The organism is Paenibacillus ferrarius, assembly GCF_002027705.1.
In the GTDB taxonomy this organism is placed as follows: domain Bacteria; phylum Bacillota; class Bacilli; order Paenibacillales; family NBRC-103111; genus Paenibacillus_E; species Paenibacillus_E ferrarius.
In genome coordinates this window covers 71779-94330 of record NZ_MBTG01000018.1, presented here as the reverse complement: position 1 = coordinate 94330, position 22552 = coordinate 71779, and the positions used below count along the sequence as shown (strand labels likewise).

The window sequence follows — 22552 nt, the reverse complement described above, 5'->3', positions numbered from 1 at the left end:
TTACATTCTGATTGAGCAAATCTATCGCAGTAAGATACAATTAAGAGAACGCTCTCAAATTGCCAAGGAGGTCCCTGCCCATGTATACAATGATGCTTGTCGACGACGATTATATTTCGAGGGAAGGCCTGCGAGATCTCATCGACTGGGATAGTCTGGGTATCGAGATTACGGGGGAAGCGGAAGACGGGGCGGAAGCTCTGCTCGTTGCCCGCGATCTGCGGCCAAATATCGTGATTACGGATGTTGTGATGCCGGTAATGGACGGCATCCAATTTGTAGACAAGTTGAAACATGAGCAGCCTGCGGTAATGGTGATTATGATCAGCGCTCATCAAGATATTCAGTATGTGAAAGCATCGATTAAATTGGATGCAATTGATTATATATTAAAGCCTTTCAATCGGGAGGAATTAAAGCAGGTTGTAGGCAAAGTTGTCGCTAAGCTAGATAAGGAGAGAGCTGAGAAACGATTAAAAGACGACGTTAGCCAATATTATTCAGGCAGTATTTCATCGACAGGATTGCCGGTGATCGTGGATTCTGTGGAGAAGATCATAGGATTGTGCAGCACGGGACAGACAGAAGCGCTAACAGCTGAGGTCCAGCAACTTTTTATTACGATTCGACAATTGAAAATGGAAAGTATGCTGTTTTTGACGACCATTTGCAGCGAGCTTCTAATTAAAGCGATTCGAAGCGCAGCCACGCATATAGAGTCTGCAATTGCCCAGGAGGTTAAAGAGTCCTTGCACCAATTCAGATCCATGCAGAGCCCTCAGCAAATCGAGATGTTTGTGCTCGAAAAGTTGGTTTATTTGGAGAAAGCTTCGAATGAGTTGCGAAACAGCAAGTCCCGAAGGATTATTCGGGATGTTGAGAGCATTATTCATAAAGTCTACTATCAGAATCTGACGATCGGGCAGCTGGCGGCGGAAGTATTCATGTCTCCTGGACATCTTCAGACGTTATTCAAAAAGGAAACGGGACACACGATTAACGATTATATCACGCATGTAAGATTAAAGAAGGCGCAGGTGCTGCTCAAGGACGCCTCAATCAAAATATATGAAGTAGCGAATCAGGTCGGGTACCAAGATACGCACTATTTCACCAAAATATTCAAAAAAGTAGTAGGCGTCAACCCTATGGAATATCGGGAGAAAATGCTATGAGAAAACTGATAAACAAGCTCAGTGGCGTTTACTATAGCATCAACTTGCGGACCAAGCTGGTTATTTCCTATTTAATTTTAATCATTATTCCGGTTATGGTATTGGTCTATTTCTCCTATATTACGATTCATAAGTCGGTGGTTGAACAGACAGGCAAGGCTTATTTGGAAACCTTGAAGCAGGCGGAGAAAAACATCGCCTTCGGTATTGAAACCGCCTATAACATTGCCGATCTGACGCAAAGCAATTATGATATTCAACTCATTCTAAGAACGGTATCTGAGCGAGCTTTGACTTCGGGGGAAGTGATTGATTTTTTTAATCTGCTGAACAAAAACGTAAGCAATTACGTGGGCAAGAGCAACGTGCTCAAGGTCAGCTATTTTATGAAAGGGAATCCAGCCTTCGTCTCGGCTAGCCCTAATTTCTTGGGCATCGACCAGCTTCAACTTGAAGCTGGTTTACAACCCCTTTTGGACGGCACAATCAAAGAAAAGTGGTTCTATGCCAGCGAAGTGGAACATCTAAGCATCGTGCAAGGGGATGAGGTCCTCTTTATCAAAGAAATCAAGGATATTAACCGATTTCAGCACGTGCTGGGCTATGTGATGGTCGAGCTGGATGCCAAATCTATCTGGAATATTCTGAATGATATCCGGCTGCCTGATGGCGCGGAAACACTTGTCATGAGCCCTAGCAAGCGAATTGGAATGGCGCAATTAATGGCAGGAGGCAGCGGTACAAGCGACCTCTTCTTGGAGTCTTTGCCGGATGAGGAAGATGAAGAGGGAATAATCAGCTTCGGACCTGCGGAGAGAACCAATTATGCAGTTTACAGCAAGACGAAAGGTCTGGACTGGCAAATTGCGCTGCTCATGACAGAAAAGCATCTTGGCATGAACAGCAGGTGGATTCAGAACTTCATGCTCGCTTTGGCGGGGGTAGTCTCGGTTATCGCGATCATCACTGCTTTCATCATATCGGGAAGTATCACCAAACGGTTGAAAAAGCTGATAAAGCTCATCAAACATGCGGAAAAAGGGAATTTTGAGACGGAAGACAATATTCGTGGAAATGATGAATATGCGCGGTTGCAGCGCTCTTTTAATAAGATGAGCACGCGAATTAAAGCTCTGATTGAAGAGGTGTATCAGGCACAAATCAGTAAACAAGAGTCCGAAATGAAACTGTTGTATGCCCAAATAAACCCGCACTTTGTCTACAACACCTTAGATATTATTCAATGGAGCGCTTTACGAATAGAAGCGAAGGAAATCGCGGAATTGACCGAATCACTTGCCAAGTTTTTGCGGTTGAGTTTGAACGAAGGCAAGGAGCATATCAGCGTTGCAGAAGAGGTTATGGAGGTCAGCAAGTATATGCAGATCATCAATTACCGTTATCGGGGAACCATTCAGTTCATGACGGACGTCGAAGAAGGTCTGGATGAGATGATTATGATCAAAATGATTCTGCAACCGCTAGTTGAAAACGCAGTTATTCATGGTATCAGGCCGAAGAAAGGGAAGGCCGGAACCATTGTCGTCCGTGCTTATCGGGAAGAAGCTTATCTATATCTAGAAGTAATCGATGATGGCGTTGGGATGACAGCAGAGAGACTTCAGCAGTTGTTTGAAACGGAGACCAGAGGGTACGGCGTGAAGAACGTGCATCAGCGTATACAAGTTTATTATGGTGAGGAATGCGGCTTGCAGTTTTACAGCGGACCAGGCCTCGGCTGCCGTGCCGTTGCGAAGCTCAAGACTTCGGGGAGCGTATAGTCCGTATTTTTGTCAGAGATATCTTACTTCTGTCCTGTTGTGGCTGATAGGCCTATTTACGTAAAATAAAGATATACAACAAGGAGCTGAGGTGATGAAATGGCAAAGATTACACCCTCCCATGCGATACAATCTCTAGATGCTGGTGTGATCCCCAAAACAAAAAATCGCCTGAAGGCAAGAATCGTGCATAATCTAGATTTATATCTGATTATTTTGATTCCCTTACTGGTGCTTTTGATTTACAGTTATGTCCCGATGCTGGGGATCGTCATCGCATTTAAGAACTATCGGGTATTCGACGGCATACTGGATAGTAAGTGGGTAGGACTGACGCATTTTCGAACATTGCTGAGCGATCCTAAATTTTTTAGTGTGTTGAGCAATACGCTGCTGATTAATCTGTTCAAATTTATTTTTCAGTTTCCACTGCCCATTATCTTGGCGCTGCTCTTGAATGAAGTCAGGACGGGCTTTGTGAAGCGCATGACACAAACGCTTACCTATCTTCCGCATTTTCTCTCATGGGTGGTTATTGCAGGGATTTTTGTGGATATCCTGTCTCCCAGCACAGGCATTATCAATGTCATGCTGAAGGTGTTCGGCCTATCGCCGATTTCGTTCCTTGGCGACGATAGTTACTTCAGAAGTGTGCTCGTCGCATCAACGGCTTGGAAAGAAACCGGTTGGAGCGCCATCATTTACTTGGCAGCTTTAACGTCCATCGATCCCGATCTGTATGCCGCTTCCAGCGTTGATGGTGCAGGTAAGCTCAGACAAACGTGGCATATTACGCTCCCAGGCATATCCAGCACGATCGTCTTCATTATTATTCTAAGAGTGTCTACCTTATTGGGCAGCGATACAGAACAGGTGCTACTGCTGTACAATCCCCTTGTATACAGTGTTGGGGATGTTATCGGAACCTATGTATACCGCGAAGGGATTCAGAACGGTAGTTACAGCTATACAACCGCAGTCGGTTTGTTTGTATCCGTTATTGGATTTACCTTGATGGTTACGGCCAATAAGATTAGTCGCAAGTATTCGAACCGAGGGATATGGTAAATAAGCAGCAGAGAGGAGCAAATAGCTTTGTTCGACAAGAGGATGAAGACAGGGGAAAAGGTATTTACGGTTGTTAATTACACATTGTTGATAACAGTAGGTCTCATTTGCGTCCTACCGTTTATCACACTGTTAGCGAAATCGGTTAGTGAGGAAGCTTATGTCGTCAGCGGTCAGGTTAGCTTATGGCCAATGGGCTTTCAGTTAAAAGCTTACCAAGTGTTATTATCAGGCATCGATTTTCGTACTGCGTTTATGAACAGCTTGTTCGTCGCCGTTCTGGGTACAGCCATTCAAGTGTTTTTTACAGCTTGTGTGGGGTATGCCATTGCGAAAAGAGATTTGGTAGGTCGCAAGGCCATCAATATTCTTTATGTGTTCACGATGCTGTTCAACGGGGGAATGATCCCCACGTATATGGTCATAAAAAATACCGGATTAATTAATCATCTGTGGGTGCTTGTCATTCCTGGGATGGTGAGCGCTTTCAATCTCATCCTGGTGCGCAATTACTTCGAGTCTCTGCCTTACAGCTTAGAGGAATCTGCGAGAATCGATGGAGCCGGAAATCTCACCATTCTGTTCCGCATCATGCTTCCGATCTCCAAGCCTTTGCTTGCGACAATTGCTATTTTCAGTGCGGTAGGTATATGGAACAACTACATGGATCCTTTACTGTATTTAACGAAAAAAGAGGTTCAGGTTTTACCTTTATTTTTGCAAAACGTCGTGGCTGCAGCCAATAAGAATGGATTGGAAAATCCAGAACAATTGGCCAATATCGCCTCTGAGACATTCAGAGCCGCAGCCATCTTTGTTTCTTCGATTCCGATTCTAATTGTCTATCCATTTCTACAAAGGTATTTTGTCACAGGCTTGACGCTAGGTGCTGTTAAGCAGTAGCTATATAGTATGAAGGGGGAATTAATATGCGGAAGAGATTAAACAAATGGTGGATGACTACATTACTAGTTGCACTTTCAGCCACGGTGTCCCTTGCTGGCTGCAGTAATGAAGCGACCAAAACGACTCAAGAAGGCAAGGCAACGAATGAGGCTGTTGCGACTCAGGGACCAAAGTTGAATAAGGCGGCTAAAATTAGGATCGCCGTTCCTGATAATTCAGGAGTTAAGGGCTATGAGCAGGGAGCAAGCGCAAACGATAATCAATTTCTGAATATGATCAAAGAGAAGACAGGTTACAGTAACATAGAATGGAATGTCATTCCGGCTGCTAATCAATTGGATACATACAATTTGATGTTTGCTTCTGGTGATGTGTATGATCTGATTTATACGAATGATTTGAATATTTTCAAACGTTTCAGCGCTCAAGGAGCTCTCTTGCCAGTGGACGATGCGATCAAGCAATTCGGAACTGAGGTCGGTAAATTAGTTACCGAGAATGCTTGGACGGCTGTAACGCTGGAAGGGAAAAAATATGCCATCCCGGTTCCTCCGTTTCAGAAATTCGATAACGTCGATCTAGGCGCAGGATTTCTAGCTAGACAAGACTGGATGGATAAGCTGGGATTGAAGGCTCCCAAAAATCTCGACGAGCTATATACCTTCTTAAAGACCATGAAGGACAAAGATCCGAGCGGCAAGGGAACGATTCCATTCGTAGCTGCAGGCGGCAATAACGGTAATCCGCTTGACGGACTGGATGTCATTACCGCAGCTTTCGGGTTATCCGGCATAACTAACCTCGCTGTACCTTTCATCGTAAAGGATGGCAAGCTGGTGGACGCACAGGATGTGTATCTGAAGGACCTACTGACCTACCTGAATAAGCTATATAAAGAAGGCTTGATTGACAACGAGTATTTATTCAATAAATCCCAGCAAGTGACTGAAAAGATGTCATCGGGAAAAGCGGCTTCGGTGTACGCCGGCTACTGGGAACCTTCTAGTTACCTAGCTGGTTTAACTAAAACGGATGCCAATGCGAAGCTGAGTTTCCTGCCAACGGTAGAAGGGAAAGATGGACAGAAAGGTTATTCAATGCCGGCTCCTGTGTCCAACTTCTATATCATTCCCAAAAATTCGAAAAACGCGAACGAAGCTGTGGACTTACTGAACACCTATTTAAAAGATAAGGGTCTGCAGAAATTTGTGAATTTCGGTAAGGAAGGTGTTCATTATGATATGGTAAATGGCGCGCTGACTCCGAAGAAGCCTGCTTATGATCAGATCATCTATAAACTATATTATAGAATGTGGAATACACCGGACATTTGGCTTCCTAACGCATTACTTGGCGGATATGAGACAGCTATGAAGAGTTTTGCTCAAGCGGGTGCGCAGCTTACTGCATTCAATATCAACCAGTACAGACCGCAGACGGAAGTCGAACTCGCCAAGGGCAGAGCGCTGATCGACCTGAGAAATGAGTATATTGCCAAAATTATCAACGGTGCATTACCGATTACTGCATTGGATGAATACATCAAGAAAGCGGACGCTGCCGGCAGACAGGACGTTATCAAAGCATCTCAGGATTGGTTTACTAAAGAAGGTAAGGCAATTTATGATAAATTGAACAAGAAATAGCATACAGGATCAAATGTGAATGTTCCTGACTTATTTCTCTTCCGCCAACGGATCGGTGCAAGTTCGAAAAACAGAGAGGAGCAGTTTCTTATTGGGAATCTGCTCTTTGCCTGTTCACACACGGAATGTCCTTCGATATGCTGAAGGGCTTATTTGCATATGCTGCGAGAAGACTCGGCTGAAGTAAAAGGCATTCTGAAAGACGCATTGCTCTGCAATAGCATCAAGTGTGTCGGGAGTTTCAGCTAGCAACAAACGTGCTCGGGACAGTCGAATCTTGGTTGCATACCGGACAGGTGACATGCCATACACAGCTTGAAAACGCCGGGTAAGCTGAGATGAACTAAGACCGAGTGTGAGTGCCACCCCCTTTAGAGATAATTCATGCTCGAGAGCCTGCGTCTCGATGTAAGCAGCAGCTTGATTCATCAATGGATCTATCGTTCCAGATCGCTTTTGTTGCGCTGTGAGCTGCTCCCGATATGCCATGAAAAGCAGGTCCTCGAATAGATGCTGAACGTCCTCCCTCAGTTGATCGCTCAGATCCTCCTCCTGCTGTTCTTGCAAATAACGAAACGTGGAGCTGAGTCTCCCAACATCCTTAATGCGTACTTTATCGGGTAGCGTCCAGCGGCCGGACAATGTGAATTCAGCGAAATGAAAGGAGATCGGTTCCAGAGCCAGACGCCTCAACGTATGGCCTGGCGGACAAAAAACAAGCTCCCCGAATTCGGCAATCCGGTTTTCTTGTGCATTGTCATCTAAAACGAAGGAGAATCGGCCAGATTCCGCAGCAAGCATACTCCAGCCTTCATAGGTGTCTTCTGTTAGGGAAAACTGCTCTCTTTGTTTACCATAATAGTAACGCATAACCTGGATTTTCCTAGTCACGAATTCACGCTCCTGTTGAATGCAAAAAAGTATATGAAATAGTATAACCTAGTGCATGGATAACGGGAATATTAGGCTACTATTATTATTACTATACGGATATACTGTTGGGGTGAATATGAGAATCGATGCGCATCAGCATTATTGGCAAACAGCGCGTGGAGACTACGGTTGGCTGACTCTGCGCCCACACTGGAAGAAACTGAATTCATGCTGTCACTATATGAAAAATATGACAGCATTGCCGGGGTGGTCGGCTGGCTGGATCTGAGTTCGCTGGAGTTGGAGAGCAATATGCCAAATTTAGAAAGCACAAAGGTTTTTTCGGTTTTCGACCGATGCTGCAGGATTTACCTGATCAATGGATCCTTCAGACTCAGGTCATGAAAAATTTGGAGTTGGTAGTCAGGGATGAATTTACGATTGACTTACAGCTTAGGCCACGTCATCTACCCTATATGTTGGAGGTATTGCGCGTATTTCCGACCCTCAGGGCGGTGATCGACCATGCGGCCAAGCCTTTTATCGCTGAGAAAGCCTTAGACCCTTGGAAGAGACAAATGACAGAAATGGCTGCCTACCCTAACGTTATGTGCAAGCTGTCCGGTCTTGTCACGGAAGCAAACCAACAAATTTGGGGCTGGGAGGACTTGGTCCCTTATGTGCACCATGTCACCCAAGTGTTTGGTACAGATCGGATCATGTTCGGGAGTGATTGGCCTGTTTGTTTAACGACTTGTAGTTACAGAGAGGTTTATGACGCTTTGTTGAAGGCTCTTCCCCCCCTACTTGACGCAGCGCGATCATGACGCCATCTTTGGTGGCAATGCTAAGCGATTTTATAGAGCTCGTTGACTTCTTGTTAGTGTATTCAATAAATTCAGTAGTAAAACAGTAGTCGATATTAGTTATCGGTTACTGTTTTTATGTACGCCCAGCATGGGCGTCATCTCTAGGGTGAAATTCCCGAACGGGGATTGGCGAACGCCTACCGTGCAGGTAGCAAACGGATGGCGCCGGTATGCGATTGCATCAGCATTTCGGCTCGCCAGCCGTAAATCCAAATTTCCCGTCGATCTGGAACGGAGGAGGGGCGTCGAATAAATTCGGATAGACGCCGCCAGATTCGTACGCCCATCGTAACCGCCACGATGCCGAAGCCGGTCTATCCGAACAGCCTAGCATCCCCGCACACCTACAAGCAGGGAATGCAGGTCTGTTACTTGAATATATCTCGTGAAATATTGGCTCTACAAATCGAAAGAAGGTTCATCTTCAGTCGGACCAGCTCCTACTATTCGTTGGGTGCCGCTTATAGTTGCTGATCGACAAAAATGGGAGTTGTTTCGCATAAGGATGGGCACAGGAAGTGTCATCTATATTCACGACATCACCTTCTTGCAGCTGCGTTTGCTCATCTTGCTGAAGGCGTTCGATTCGCTTTTCCCAAACGTTTTCCACGCAAATGAAGTGATAAAAAACGGCTCTTGGTATACTGAGCAAGCTTCCATGGCTTAAAGATGCGTTTTAATAACGAGTCCTTTAGAGCCATATCTGCCATTTGGACAGCGGAAGAGCCCAAAGAAACCACACCAAAGGAGTGGTTTTATCTTTATATGATAATATGTATTAAAGTCAAAATGAACTTTGTGCTTAATTACATTATGGTGAATCTTACACTAAATTACCAGCTCAGGTCATTAAGTATAGCAGAACGCTTGTTCAATGTGATTGCAGTCAATACTTTGTAAGAAGTACTTCAAAACTTATTTGTAATTCAGGGTTTTCACTCCAAAACACCACTTCAAAGCTTAATTTGTAAATCGATTTTATAAGAAAAGCCAGAAAACCATTGCGTTTGCTGGCTTCTTGCACTTCAAAACCAATTTGTCTCCCAACAACACGTGTTGGGGGACAAATAAGTTTTGAATAGTACCAAGATAACTAGGACATGTAACCTTATCCAGCAGCTGCGTTCACTCCTTTGGGTGAACGCATATTTTATTTTAGGGAGAAAAATGAAAAATTTGCAGATAGAAGACATTCTGCCTGCTTTTTATATTTTTCGACAGAATTCGGCGAAGTTTGTGAGAATTTTGAGAGAACGGTTTGATAGAATGTGTTGCGATGTTCAAATTAGGTTCAGGTTCTATGCGAATATTGTGAATCAAGGGGCGTAATAGTCGCTGTCACAATGTAATGACACTAACGAAGGGAGAGCTTTAGAGGCAGTGTAGCGATTGATTGAATGAAAACAAATGATTCCTTGGCGTGGGTTTGCTCGTAAATAGCAGTCAGATTCAGGGTTGCCAGTTTTACCGAAGAAACGATTCGACCGCCTATCTCCCTATATTCTACACTAAAAGACAAGCGGAAGATGGGTAAAATTTAAATGAGGTGATTATTATTAATAACACACAAAAGAGAAGCATTAGTTTCTGTCTAGTTATTACACTGTTTTTTAGCTTGTTCGCAGGTTTTAATTTTAGCAAAGCTTATGCTGCAGATGAAGCACCCAAGTACTACGCCAGAGTAGTTGCTGGGGGACATGGAGGTGCTATTCCGCCTTATATGGGTGATGGAGGCCCCGCTACATCCGCTGTCCTTGGAAACCCTACCGGAATTGCCTTTGACCGATCTGGAAATATGTATATTGCAGACTCTACCAATTTTAAGGTACGTAAGGTGGATTCATCCGGTACTATTTCATCAGTAAGTTCTGGTCTTGAGCTTCCTCAAGGCATCGCTACGGACTCAGCAGAAAATCTATATATTTCAGACACGTTCAAAAATGCCATACGCAAGCTGGATAAAAAAACTGGTGATTATTCAACGGTAAACACTACAAAGAATGGAAAGAATGTTCTTGATACTCCTCGCGGAATCACCATTGACTCGAATGATAATATGTATATTGCAGATGCTCAACATAATGTCGTACAAAAAGTGGATAAATCAGGGAATATTTCAGTAGCTGCTGGAAATGGCACAAAAGGATATAGCGGAGACGGAGCTTCTGCTACATCTGCCATGCTGAATGAGCCTTATGGAGTTGCCACTGACTTAGCCGGAAATCTGTATATCGCCGATTATGGCAATCATGCCATACGCAAGGTAGATACAAACGGCAAGATTACAACAATTGTCGGAGATGGCACTGCAGGCTTTAAGGGTGATGGAGGAGCAGCGACATCTGCTCAGCTTAATAAACCTCAGGGGATTGCTAGTGACGCTGCCGGGAATCTATATATTTCAGACGCTGGTAATGGAAGAGTACGAAAAGTAGATACATCCGGCAATATGTCGACAATGATGTCCGGGCTGAATTCCCCTTACGGAATTACAGTTGGACCTAACGGTAATATATTTGTTTGCGATTGGAGAAATAATGTCGTGTATGAGCTTTATATACCTACTTTTCTTACAGGTACAACACTCGGCTCCGACAGCCCGCAAACAGGAACAGCATTAAACGCTTCAATTGAACCATCTAATGCGACGGTTAGTTATCAGTGGTACACGAACACAGTTTCAAGTGCTACTTACGGTACGGCTATTCCGGGCGCCACATCGGCTAGCTACGACCCAACTGCGAGTGATGTCGGCAAATATTTATATGTAGTCGCAACAGCAACAGGTCTTTATGCTGGAAGTGCAAGTGCAGTTACTGCAAACGCAGTAACCGTTGGCAGTAACACTGCGCCGAACTACTACATCAGAAACTTTGCCGGGCAAGGGTCTCAGGGCTATAGTGGAGATGGCGGACCGGCGGCATCCGCCTTTCTTAATCAACCGAAGGGAGTTGCCGTCGACTCGTCAGGAAACCTATATATTGCGGATTCAATAAATTTTGTCATACGCAAAGTAGATACATCTGACACAATTTCAACTCTGCCAGTTAATTTTACTTACAAAAATTATCCTCATGCAATTGCCGTTGACCCGCAGGATAATTTGTATTTTATACCGACCAATTCCAATGAGATATATATGGGAAATTGGTTACCTGTGAATACCGGCAATCTTCTTAATAAGCCTAAAGGGCTCACCTTTGACTTGAAAGGAAATATGTATATTGCGGATACCGGCAACAATGTCATACGCAAGGTGGATGAATCCGGGAAAATGACGACAATTGCCGGAAATGGTACACCAGGCTATGAGGGAGACGGAGGAGCGGCGATACAGGCTAAGCTTAATCAACCTAGCGCAATTGCCTGTGATCCAAAAGGAAATGTATATATCGCAGACACGAACAACTATGTCATACGTAAAATAGATACATCTGGGAATATTACGACAATTGCCGGAAACGGTACAAAAGGCTATAGCGGCGACGGAACACTAGCGACACAGGCTAAGCTTTATGGCCCTACTGCTCTTATCTTTGATGCCGCAGGAAATTTATATATTGCCGACAATAAATTGCGCATGGTGGATCCAACGGGCAAGATTCATACAATTGCCGGGAATGGTTCAGGATATGGGCCGGAAGCGACCAAGTCTTCGGCAAATTTCAACAACCTTGCCATTGATATGAAAGGTAATATATATGCAAGCAGCTTATCCTACAGCACGGTATATACACTTTATATACCTACTTTTTTCACCGATGCAAAACTCGACTCCGACAGCCCGCAATCTGGAACACCGATAACTGCGTCTGCGTTGCCGACTGACGTTACGGCGACATATCAATGGTACACGAATACTGTTTCAAGCACGACTTACGGTACGGCTATTCCGGGGGCCACATCGGCTTCCTACATTCCGAGTTCAGCCGATGTTGGCAAATATTTGTATGCTGTCGCTACAGGCACTGGAAGATATAGCGGAACTGCGAGTATCGCTGCTCCCAATGCAGTAACTGCTGGCCCGAATGCAAAACCGCCTACTTACTACATCAAAACAGTAGTCGGAGATCATACCATGAAGTACGGCGGTGACGGAGGACCAGCTACATCTGCCCAAATATCGAATCCCGGCAACGTTGCATTTGACTCTAAAGGGAATATGTACATCGCAGATACCGGAAACGGCGCAATACGCAAAGTGGACAAATCCGGAAATATTTCGACAGTGACAGGAGGACCGGGCGGTTCCCGTTACGGGGGGGACGGAATGGATGCGAGTGCGGGCAGATTTTTTAGCCCTATGGAAGTTGCCTTTGACCCATCTGGAAATCTGTATATTGCAGATATGTTAAATCATGTCATACGTGAGGTGGATGCAACAACAAATCTTCTCGATACAGTCGCAGGAACTGGAAGATACTTCCAAGGCGAAAAAGTTGGTTATCAAGGTTATAGCGGTGACTATGGTCCGGCTACATCCGCTATGCTTAATTATCCTTTTGGAGTTGTATTTGACACTAAAGGAAACATGTACATTGCAGATGGCGGCAACCATGCCATACGTAAGGTGGATACATCGGGCATTATTACAACAGTTGCAGGAAATAGTAGAGGATTCGGCTATAGCGGCGACGGCGGCGCTGCTACAGATGCTCGACTTTATAACCCTGAAGGGGTTGCGCTTGACTCGGCAGGGAATTTGTATATTGCAGACTATAGTAACAACAGAATACGCATGGTGAATGAAAAGACAGGTATTATTACAACCGTTGCAGGAAATGGTTTGAAAGGCTATAGTGGCGACGGGGGTAGCGCTGCATTGGCCCAGCTTACTAATCCTTCTTCCATTGCATTTGACTCGGCAGACAATATGTATATTGTAGATCAAGGAAACCATGCCATCCGCATGGTGAATAAAACAACAGGTGTTATTACAACAGTTGCAGGAACTGGTAAAGCAGGTTATAGCGGCGACGGAGATGTTGCTACATCCGCCAAGCTTAGTCAACCTACCCGAATTTCTGTTGGACCTGATGGTGGTATTTATATAGGTGATACGGGAAATCACGTAATACGTGCACTTTATTCGACTAAAGACAACACTGGCGGAGGCAACACTGGCGGAGGCAACACTGGCGGAGGCAACACTGGTGGAGGCAACACTGGCGGAGGCAACACTGGCGGAGGCAACACTGGTGGAGGCAACACTGGCGGAGGCAACACTGGTGGAGGCAACACTGGCGGAGGCAACACTGGTGGAGGCAACACTGGTGGAGACAACACTGGCGGGGACAACACTGGCGGAGGCAGCACTGGCGGCACTACTCCAACAACAATCAACGGTACCCTATCAGGAAAAGTTACTCCAAGCAAAACAAGCGATGGTAGAACAAATACTTCTTTCTCAGTTGACTCAGCTAGTTTGACAGCTCAATTAAATAGCAGTGCTGACGGTTCAACATTCACGATTCCGTTCACACAAACATCAGACATAATGAGTGTACAACTTGTCGGACAGGATTTTAAAAATATGGAGGGCAGATCAGCAGCTCTTGTTATCCAAACACCAGTTGCGTCATATACCCTACCTGCTTCACAAATCAACATCAGTGCAATTTCAAATGCTCTTGGCAAAAATGTAACTCTTTCAGACATCCAAATAAATGTTTCAATTTCTAATGCTTCAAGCGAGCAAGCGCAGCTTGTTTCAAATGCAGCTGCTAAAAACAATATGGCTGTCTTGACAGCACCGATAAACTTTGATATCTCTAGCACATATAATAGTCAAACAGTAGATATTAGCAAGTTTAGTTCCTTTGTTGAGCGTACGATTGCGCTTCCTGATGGTGTTGACCCTAGCAAGGTTAGCACAGGTGTTGCCATCGATCCAAATGGTGCAGTACGCCATGTTCCAACGACTGTAGCAACAATAGATGGCAAACACTTTGCAAAAATTAAAAGCTTAACAAACAGCACATATGCTGTTGTATCACACCCTGTTGCATTTAGCGACGTTGCAAACAACTGGGCAAAATCTTCAATCAATAATATGGGTTCTAAAATGGTTGTAGGAGGAGTTGGAAATAACTCGTACGACCCTAGCAAAGATATGACTCGTGCAGAATTTGCGGCTATTATCGTCAATGCACTTGGACTAAGACCATCTGCCAACACTTCTTCATTTGCTGATATTACAACAAATGATTGGTTTGCAGGTTATGTACAAGCGGCTTATGAGTATGGCATTGTACAAGGTGTTGAACAAAACAAATACAACCCTAACGGAAATATTACACGGCAAGACGCAATGGTGATGATTGCAAGAGTGATGAACATTACAAAACTAAACGGAGATAGTACCGTTTCCTCCCTTGCGAAATTCGTTGACGCAAATGATATAGCAAACTATGCACAATCTGCTGTAGCCACTTGCGTAAATGCTGGTATTGTTAACGGAAAAACAAATTCAACAGTAGCACCAAATCAAAATATCACAAGAGCAGAGATTGCTGTTATTGTTGAAAGATTATTGAAAAAATCTAATTTGATAGATTAATCAATATAGAGATTGAGTTTTAGAAAACCGCCGGTTGAGAAATAGAACTCTCAATCGGCGGTGTTGCTATATTTTAAATTTATCCTTAGTTGAGCTCCTATTGGATAAATTCCAGTAGCAGGCGTCATCCGAAAGCCTGACTGGGAAGAACAAGGAGATAATATCATTCAAGGGATTGGGCAAAATGGCTGATCTCGTTGACGCGGCACAAGGTTGAAGTTAATAGGCACAAGGACTTAAAGCGGAGAGTCATTATCTCTGCTTTTTTGCTTTTTTTCGACAGTCTTTCGCGGTTTTGTGAGAATTTTGTGAGAGTCGTTTGATAGAATGTCGGTTAAGATGGGGGCGTGAACATAGCGTGATAGCGGTATTATTGGAACTTCAGGCAAATCCGGTTTTTATTGTCCTTACAAGATGATTCAATGACAGTAGCTGCAACATTCGTGTAGGCGAGCTTTTGTTTCAAACGGGTAGGAGTCTAATTTCATGCCTTAAAAGGAAGGGTTTGGCGATGTTCAAATTCGGTTCAGATTCGATGTGCATGATGTCGAATTAGGGAACACATTTATCGAAATATCGCAGTTTTAAGATAAGGGGAATGAGCAGCCGAGGGGGACACTCGCCAGCCATTGCAATGGTGAATTGTGAATTTACCAAGCCACTGCTCGGGATTCATCCTTATTGGCATAATGGGCTATTCAAAAATTCGAAGCTGTACATTAATCTCCGGGGGGACATAATACTTTATGCTTAAAATGAAATCAGTCTCTATATTTTTGCTTTCAATTTTCCTCGTCTTTTCTACCTTTGCTTGGAGTTCGTCCAAGAATATCGCGTATGCAAGTTCATCTTGGAAATTAGTAGGGAATGCCGGCTTTTCAAAAAAAAATATTTACACTGCTTCGCTTGCGATTGCTCCTGATGGAACGCCGTACGTAGCGTATCCGGAGTCCTATACAGATAAAGTTACTGTTATGAAGTTTAACAAGACGTTATCAAGCTGGGAGTTGGCAGGGAATGCAGGTTTGACTGGCAAGACTATGCACATTTCGCTGGCGATTGCACCGGATGGAACGCCGTATGTTGCCTATCAAGATAACCAAAACGGCGGAAAAGCAATGGTGATGAAGCTTAATGGGGAGCAATGGGAGCCAGTAGGAGCTGCAGGAGGCATCTCTACAGGCGTGGCTAGTGATCTTTCGCTTGCAATTGCTCTTGATGGAACGCCATACGTAGCGTATCTGGATGGAAGCGGTAATTATTACGTAGTAACAGTTAAGAAGTTCGATGGTTCAAATTGGAAGGTATTTGAAAAAACAGGATTCAACGAAGGTGAGTATTCTTTTATATCACTGGCGATTGCTCCTGATGGAACTCCTTACGTAGCCTATCATGATTTAGGTAAAGATGAGTTAGAATCAGTGATGAAGTTCAATGGGATAAGCTGGGAGTACGTGGGATTTACAGGTTTTACAGGTACGTCTGCTAGCCTCACATCGGTTAAGATTGCACGGGATGGAACACCGTACTTCGCTTTTCGGGATGGTGGGGCTGGCAAAGCAATTGTTATGAAGTTTACATCCGCTTGGGAAGTCGTAGGGAATGCCGATTTCTCAGCCAGTCAAGTAGCTTCCCTTTCGCTTGCACTTGCACCGGGTGGAACACCCTACGTATCGTACATTGATATGGAGAACGGCCAAAAAGCAACGGTAATGAAGTTTAATGGGGCAAATTGGGAGACGGTAGGAACCGAAGGCTTCTCGGAAGCTTCAGCTGATCCTCTTTCGCTTGCGATTGACGCGAACGGAATACCGTATGTAGCGTATTCGGATGAAGCGAAAGAATATAAAGCCACGGTTATGGCGTTTCTTCCTCCAACTGCTACAGCGGTAACGAATGTGACGCTGGATAAGGAAACAATGACTCTAACAGCTGGAGGAGCAACAGGAAGTCTCACGGCAACGGTGTATCCGAGTAACGCGACCAATCAGAAAGTCACATGGAGCAGCAGTAATGAAAGCGTGGCAACCGTTGATGCAACGGGCGTGGTGACGCCAAAGGCGGCAGGAACGGCGACGATAACCGTTACAACGGAAGACGGCGGCAAGACGGCAACGAGTGAGGTGACCGTACAAGCAGAAGTCATAGCCGTAACAAGCGTAGTGCTGGATCCTTCAACGTTGAGCTTGGCGGCGGGAGGAAGCGCGGCAACCGTCACGGCAACGGTGTATCCGAGTAACGCGACCAATAAGAAAATCACATGGAGCAGCAGTAATGAAAGCGTGGCAACCGTTGATGCAACGGGCGTGGTGACGCCAAAGGCGGCAGGAACGGCGACGATAACCGTTACAACGGAAGACGGCGGCAAGACGGCAACGAGTGAGGTGACCGTACAAGCAGAAGTCATAGCCGTAACAAGCGTAGTGCTGGACCCTTCAACGTTGAGCTTGGCGGCGGGAGGAAGTGCGGCAACCGTTACGGCAACGGTGTATCCGAGTAACGCGACCAATAAGAAAGTCACATGGAGCAGCAGTAATGAAAGCGTGGCAACCGTTGATGCAACGGGCGTGGTGACGCCAAAGGCGGCAGGAACGGCGACGATAACCGTTACAACGGAAGACGGCGGCAAGACGGCAACGAGTGAGGTGACCGTACAAGCAGAAGTCATAGCCGTAACAAGCGTAGTGCTGGACCCTTCAACGTTGAGCTTGGCGGCGGGAGGAAGTGCGGCAACCGTTACGGCAACGGTGTATCCGAGTAACGCGACCAATAAGAAAGTCACATGGAGCAGCAGTAATGAAAGCGTGGCAACCGTTGATGCAACGGGCGTGGTGACGCCAAAGGCGGCAGGAACGGCGACGATAACCGTTATAACGGAAGACGGCGGCAAGACAGCAACAAGCCTGGTAACCGTGAAATCAGCCTCTCCTAGCGAAATCGGAGAAGACCGCGGAGGTGGTGGGGGAAGCAGTACACCTGCTGCTGCTGCTGCCAACGTGGTTGAAATTTATGTGAACGGGAAAGTTGAACATGCAGGCATCGCCACCACTACCATAGTCAATGACCGATCCATTACAACGGTAGCGATTGATGCGAAGAAGCTGGACGATAGGCTGGCAGCGGAAGGTCAGCATGCGGTGATTACCATTCCGGTGAAGACGAGCTCTGCCGTTCTGATCGGAGAATTGACCGGACAGATGGTCAAGAGCATGGAGCAAAAGCAGGCACTGGTCGTCATCCAAACAGAGCAAGCATCGTATACGCTGCCTGCACAACAGATTAACATTGACGCCATATCGGGGCAATTAGGCAAGAGCATGAACCTGCAAGATATTAAAATAAGGATTGAGATTTCCAAATCTACAGCAGAAACTACGCAACTCTTAGAAAACTCGGCAGCACAAGGACAATTTACGATCATTGCTCCAACGTACAATTTCACAGTTACTGGCGTATACGGGGATAAGACGATTGAAGTTTCCAAGTTCAACGCTTATGTAGAACGAACCATAGCCATTCCTGCTGGGGTAGACCCGAATCGAATCACAACAGGCGTTGTCGTAGATAAGGACGGAACCGTTCGTCATGTACCAACGGTAGTTAGCAAGATTGACGGTACCTACTATGCCAAAATGAATAGTTTGACGAACAGCACGTATTCCGTGATCTGGCACCCTCTGGCATTCACTGATGTAGAGAACCACTGGGCGAAAAATGCTGTAAACGATATGGGCTCCCGCATGGTTATTAATGGTACGGGCAATGGCCTGTTTGCTCCCGATCAAGCGATTACGCGTGCGGAGTTTGCGGCGATTATGGTAAGAGGATTAGGCATTAAGAAGGGGGATGGCACCGCACGTTTTAAAGACGTAAAGTCATCAGATTGGTACAGCAGTGTGGTGCAAACTGCCTACGCGTATAATCTGATCAGCGGATTCGAAGATGGCACATTCCGTCCGAATGACAGCATTACCCGGGAACAGGCCATGGCGATCATCGCAAGAGCGATGAGGCTAACCGGACTTAAAGACAAATTTCCGTCTGCAGATACAGAGAAGCTGCTGATGTCATTCGCAGATGCGAAGCTGGTATCGGATTGGGCGAAAAGCGGGATTGCGGATTGCTTGCAGGCAGGAGTTGTGTCAGGCAGAAACAGCGGCCGGTTGGCGCCGAATGATAACATCTCTCGGGCAGAGGTTGCAACTATTATTCAAAGGTTTCTACAAAAATCCAAGTTAATTTAGTGATTGGAAAAGCAAGGATTGACGCTAAAAATAGTTTTTTTCTATTTTTTAGGTGCATCTTTAGCCATTTGTTTGCCACCCGGAGCAGGCGATATAATATCAGGACAAGAGGTAAGGTGGGTCATTTCTTCGAGAAAAGCTCCGGCAAGCCAAATGTGCAAATGAAAGTTTGAAAAGAAAGGGATCGGTAGTACACCAGTCTTTCCATTTTGGAAAAAAGATGTGGTTTGGTTTTAATTAATTTGTCAGAAGTACTTCAAAACTAATTTGTATTTCAGCTTTTTGGATCGTTAGAATCACTTCAAAACTTTGTTTGTCATTAAATTTTCACAAAGAAACCAGCAAATCCTTGAATTTGCTGGTTTCTTGCACTTCAAAACCTAATTGTCTCCCAACAACACGACCGTTGGGATTATCTTTAATAATCCGCTGATAGACAATAAAGTTGCAAGGATCGAGTTGTTCAACGTCCAAGTAATGCAATGCTTCAATCGACCCTACCCCATTGCCTAGTGAATTACTATTTCACATTCCAATGAACTTAACCTGCGAAAGCCCCGTATGAATGTAAGGGCATAGACCCGTCGAGCCATGGGATGGTGAACACCAAGGAGAAAGTGGAGTATGTGTGCAGGATAAAAACGAATGGAGAAAGGTTCCAAAGCGTTTCTTCTGTTCCCGCATAGTGAGATAAACCATTAAAACCGAGGGACGGGCAGATTAGCGTGGTGCCATCTTGCTGGGTTTGGCTACGGTTGAGAAATTGGATAGTAATGATTAGTTATAATCATTATTTCCTGCCGATAGATTAGAGCAATATGTTACAGTATTTAAATAGTGAACTCAGTTCATGTTAAATGATAGCATATGGGAACGTGAGTGGAAGTCAACATTAACCTGAGTGAAGACCGTCGGGTCATGGTGCTGGAAAGTGGGAAGTGATTTCTCCCGACTCCACTGACTGAGAGTCCCACTCAAAATTAACATCTTTTTATTCAAGCTCTTGCGATGCGGCGCGTCATGCGTCGGAGGCAGCTCCCCGTCACTCGGTCTTATATAATCTAAAATATCACGACCTCTGCGGAAGGTAGTTAGTAAGCACTGGTTGTCAAGAGGAGGCGTGCATGATCAGGAAACAAAAAATTGTAGTGATAGGTGCAGGTATTGTTGGTGCATCAATGGCATATAACTTATCAAAACGGAATCAGGATGTTACTGTAATCGAGTGTAATTCAACAGCAGCATGTGAAGTAACTGGAAAATCTTTCGCTTGGATTAATTCGTCAGGTCGAGTTTCAAAAAAATTTCGACATCTATACGATGCAACATTAGCAGAATATCATTCATTAGAAAAAGATCTGCCTGATTTAAAGGTAAATTGGAACGGAGCACTGACATGGGGAGTACCTGCAAATGTGGAGAAGTCTCATATACAAAAACTGAATCGGAAACAAATCATAGAATTAGAACCTAATTTAAAGGAATATCCAGAAGAGGCTAGCTTTGCTTATGGAGAAGGCGCAGTAGATCCGGCATTAACAACAAAGCTTTTGTTAAAAAAAGCAGAAGAAAATGGGGCCAATATACTGTTCGATACAAAAGTTACGCAAATAAAAAAAGAGAGTTCTAATGTTGTTGGTGTTTACACCTCAATTGGTTTTATAGAATCAGATATTATTGTATTAGCTACTGGTGCAAATTTACCCGAGCTCTGTAAACCATTAGGCTTCGATGTTCCTGTTGCTCCGTCGCCTTCAATCATAATTCGCATGAAATCAAAAGAAAAGTTAATTCATACTTTAATTTCTAATTCAAAATTTGAAGCAAGGCAACTAACAAATGATATTATACTAGCTGCGGAAGATTATATAGATGAGTCTGAAGAAAACGGGCCAGAAGCAATCGGAAAAAGAGCTTTTGAAACCCTTCGCCACCATTTAAATGGAGGTGAGAATTTGGAGTTGGAAAGTATCAAGGTAGGATGGAGACCTATGCCAGAAGACGGTTATCCTATTGTTGGATTTCATGAACAGATAGGAGGTCTATATCTTTCAGTTATGCATTCAGCCATTACGCTAGCTCCTATTGTTAGCCGCTTGGCTGCGAATGAGATTATAGACGACGTGAAGATGAATGAATTGGAATGTTGCCGATTATCTAGATTCATCGTCGAAGACATGACTTCTGTACCCCTGAAAAGCGACCTTGATGAATGAACTCTATTATTGTTTTTTATGGATTTGACAGCACATGCGGAAGCGGGTGCCAAGTTGTGTCGTAGAAAGAACGTTTCATATTTTGAAAACATCGCCTGAAAAACAAAAAAGGGCGGTGTCTTTTTTCTTTGAATTTAGTCGGGAATATAATGTTTGTAAGAAGTACTTCAAAACTTATTTGTAATTCAAGTTTTTTGCCCGAAAACACCACTTCAAAACTCTATTTGTAAATCAATTTTTAAAGAAAAGCCAGCAAACTCTTATGTTTGCTGGTTTCTTGCACTTCAAAACTTAATTGTCACCCAACAAAGACACCCACAAAAAGAAGAAGAAATAACAAAACTAATCCCGGAAAACGGAATTCACCTAAACTTTTACAATAATTTTGAAATATTCGACAAAAAACGACAATGAGTCTTATAGAAATCTAAAGCCAGGAACATCATATGAATTACCTGCTCCTTGGGCTGAATGGCTCCAAGAGTATGGTAAAATAGTAAATAAATAATATTACTGATAGTGAATAAGAAGCAAGATAATAAAACTATAAATTGAGGAGAAGATCATCTTGCAGAAATCAGATATGCCTAAGTATGCTGAAACAATAATAGTACTTGTAAAATACAATACAACGTATAGATGGTATATAACAGATAAGGAATTATGGTTTTTAGATTTACGAAAGCGTATTGCTGCTTATATTAATAGAGGATTTCAAATTCAAAACTCTGAGGACTTCTCAGAAAGATTTGATATTGATATTCTAAATGAGAATACTGCAGGGGATTTTCTCAATAAAATCATTGACTTGGAAGCTCTTACGAAAGAATTGACAAGGATGCTGGAGCAAAAAATGTATAGTCATATTTCTGATATGGTTCCATCATTATATGTAGATTTTGATAAAAAGAAGTTAATATCTTATTATCCTGAGCCAGCATCATATGAAGACTGTATACCATTCGGTTGGATCGGGAAATACGAGAATTTTTTGGATAGTATCCCTGTACATTTAAAGTTTTGGATAAAGCAAGATGTGAATTTATTTCTACAAGGGGAGTAACGATGAACAGAACAGAAAGTATTACAATACTAAGAGACACCTTCGGCCCTACTTATATCACATTACAAAATATGTGCAATGCCACCTTGCGACTAACCATCGTAGGGTGGTTTTCTTTTATGTCCGCCGCGGGAACCAAGGTTGGCAGACAA

Annotated in this window: 11 protein-coding genes and 1 pseudogene; 10 read left to right on the top strand and 2 right to left on the bottom strand. The window is 44.1% G+C overall.

Annotated elements, in window-relative coordinates; translation table 11 throughout:
* The first annotated feature begins 80 nt into the window (after window positions 1–80).
* From BC351_RS20160 to BC351_RS20140, 5 genes are all read left to right on the top strand, one after another.
* Complete coding sequence (locus tag BC351_RS20160; protein WP_079414530.1) at window positions 81–1175, top strand: response regulator transcription factor; 1095 nt, start codon at window positions 81–83, stop codon at window positions 1173–1175.
* Entirely contained in the window at window positions 1172–2956 is a 1785-nt protein-coding gene (locus tag BC351_RS20155) for a sensor histidine kinase (protein WP_079414529.1), read from the top strand. The genes BC351_RS20160 and BC351_RS20155 overlap by 4 nt, the downstream gene beginning before the upstream one ends.
* A gap of 99 nt (window positions 2957–3055) precedes the next feature.
* Window positions 3056–4024, top strand: a complete 969-nt coding sequence (locus BC351_RS20150; RefSeq protein WP_079414528.1) for an ABC transporter permease — start codon at window positions 3056–3058, stop codon at window positions 4022–4024.
* Window positions 4025–4051: 27 nt separating this feature from the next.
* A complete protein-coding gene (locus BC351_RS20145; protein WP_079414527.1) occupies window positions 4052–4927 on the top strand; it encodes a carbohydrate ABC transporter permease in 876 nt (291 codons plus the stop codon).
* A 26-nt stretch (window positions 4928–4953) separates the two neighbouring features.
* Complete coding sequence (locus BC351_RS20140; RefSeq protein ID WP_079414526.1) at window positions 4954–6576, top strand: extracellular solute-binding protein; 1623 nt, start codon at window positions 4954–4956, stop codon at window positions 6574–6576.
* Window positions 6577–6690: 114 nt separating this feature from the next.
* Here the strand turns inward: BC351_RS20140 and BC351_RS20135 are convergent, their stop codons facing one another.
* Window positions 6691–7467, bottom strand: coding sequence for a helix-turn-helix domain-containing protein (locus BC351_RS20135; protein WP_144028469.1), 777 nt, complete (start codon window positions 7465–7467; stop codon window positions 6691–6693).
* Between the two features lie 257 nt (window positions 7468–7724).
* On the opposite strand from BC351_RS20135, the gene BC351_RS20130 reads away from it, so the two are divergent.
* A complete protein-coding gene (locus tag BC351_RS20130) occupies window positions 7725–8276 on the top strand; it encodes an amidohydrolase family protein (RefSeq protein ID WP_079414524.1) in 552 nt (183 codons plus the stop codon).
* Window positions 8277–8461: 185 nt separating this feature from the next.
* Here BC351_RS20130 and BC351_RS44375 read toward each other — a convergent pair.
* Window positions 8462–8592, bottom strand: a pseudogene (locus BC351_RS44375) (glycosyl hydrolase family 95 catalytic domain-containing protein); the annotation flags it as partial.
* Window positions 8593–9864: 1272 nt separating this feature from the next.
* Here BC351_RS44375 and BC351_RS20120 point away from each other — a divergent pair.
* The 4 genes from BC351_RS20120 (at window position 9865) to BC351_RS20105 (ending at window position 22400) form a co-directional block, all read left to right on the top strand.
* A complete protein-coding gene (locus BC351_RS20120; RefSeq protein WP_144028468.1) occupies window positions 9865–14877 on the top strand; it encodes an NHL domain-containing protein in 5013 nt (1670 codons plus the stop codon).
* A gap of 746 nt (window positions 14878–15623) precedes the next feature.
* Window positions 15624–19121, top strand: a complete 3498-nt coding sequence (locus BC351_RS20115) for an Ig-like domain-containing protein (RefSeq protein ID WP_079414521.1) — start codon at window positions 15624–15626, stop codon at window positions 19119–19121.
* Window positions 19122–20245: 1124 nt separating this feature from the next.
* Window positions 20246–21337 (top strand): NAD(P)/FAD-dependent oxidoreductase, encoded by a 1092-nt coding sequence (locus BC351_RS20110; protein WP_208629802.1) that lies wholly within the window; start codon window positions 20246–20248, stop codon window positions 21335–21337.
* 568 nt (window positions 21338–21905) lie between these two features.
* Window positions 21906–22400: a hypothetical protein gene (locus BC351_RS20105; RefSeq protein WP_079414520.1), complete on the top strand. Its 495-nt coding sequence runs from the start codon at window positions 21906–21908 to the stop codon at window positions 22398–22400.
* Window positions 22401–22552 lie beyond the last annotated feature (152 nt).

Excerpts from the sequence above, each read along its gene's own strand:
- BC351_RS20160 (WP_079414530.1), top strand. The coding sequence starts at position 81 with ATGTATACAATGATGCTTGTCGACGACGATTATATTTCGAGGGAAGGC.
- BC351_RS20155 (WP_079414529.1), top strand. The coding sequence starts at position 1,172 with ATGAGAAAACTGATAAACAAGCTCAGTGGCGTTTACTATAGCATCAAC.
- BC351_RS20150 (WP_079414528.1), top strand. The coding sequence starts at position 3,056 with ATGGCAAAGATTACACCCTCCCATGCGATACAATCTCTAGATGCTGGT.
- BC351_RS20140 (WP_079414526.1), top strand. The coding sequence starts at position 4,954 with ATGCGGAAGAGATTAAACAAATGGTGGATGACTACATTACTAGTTGCA.
- BC351_RS20115 (WP_079414521.1), top strand. The coding sequence starts at position 15,624 with ATGCTTAAAATGAAATCAGTCTCTATATTTTTGCTTTCAATTTTCCTC.
- BC351_RS20110 (WP_208629802.1), top strand. The coding sequence starts at position 20,246 with ATGATCAGGAAACAAAAAATTGTAGTGATAGGTGCAGGTATTGTTGGT.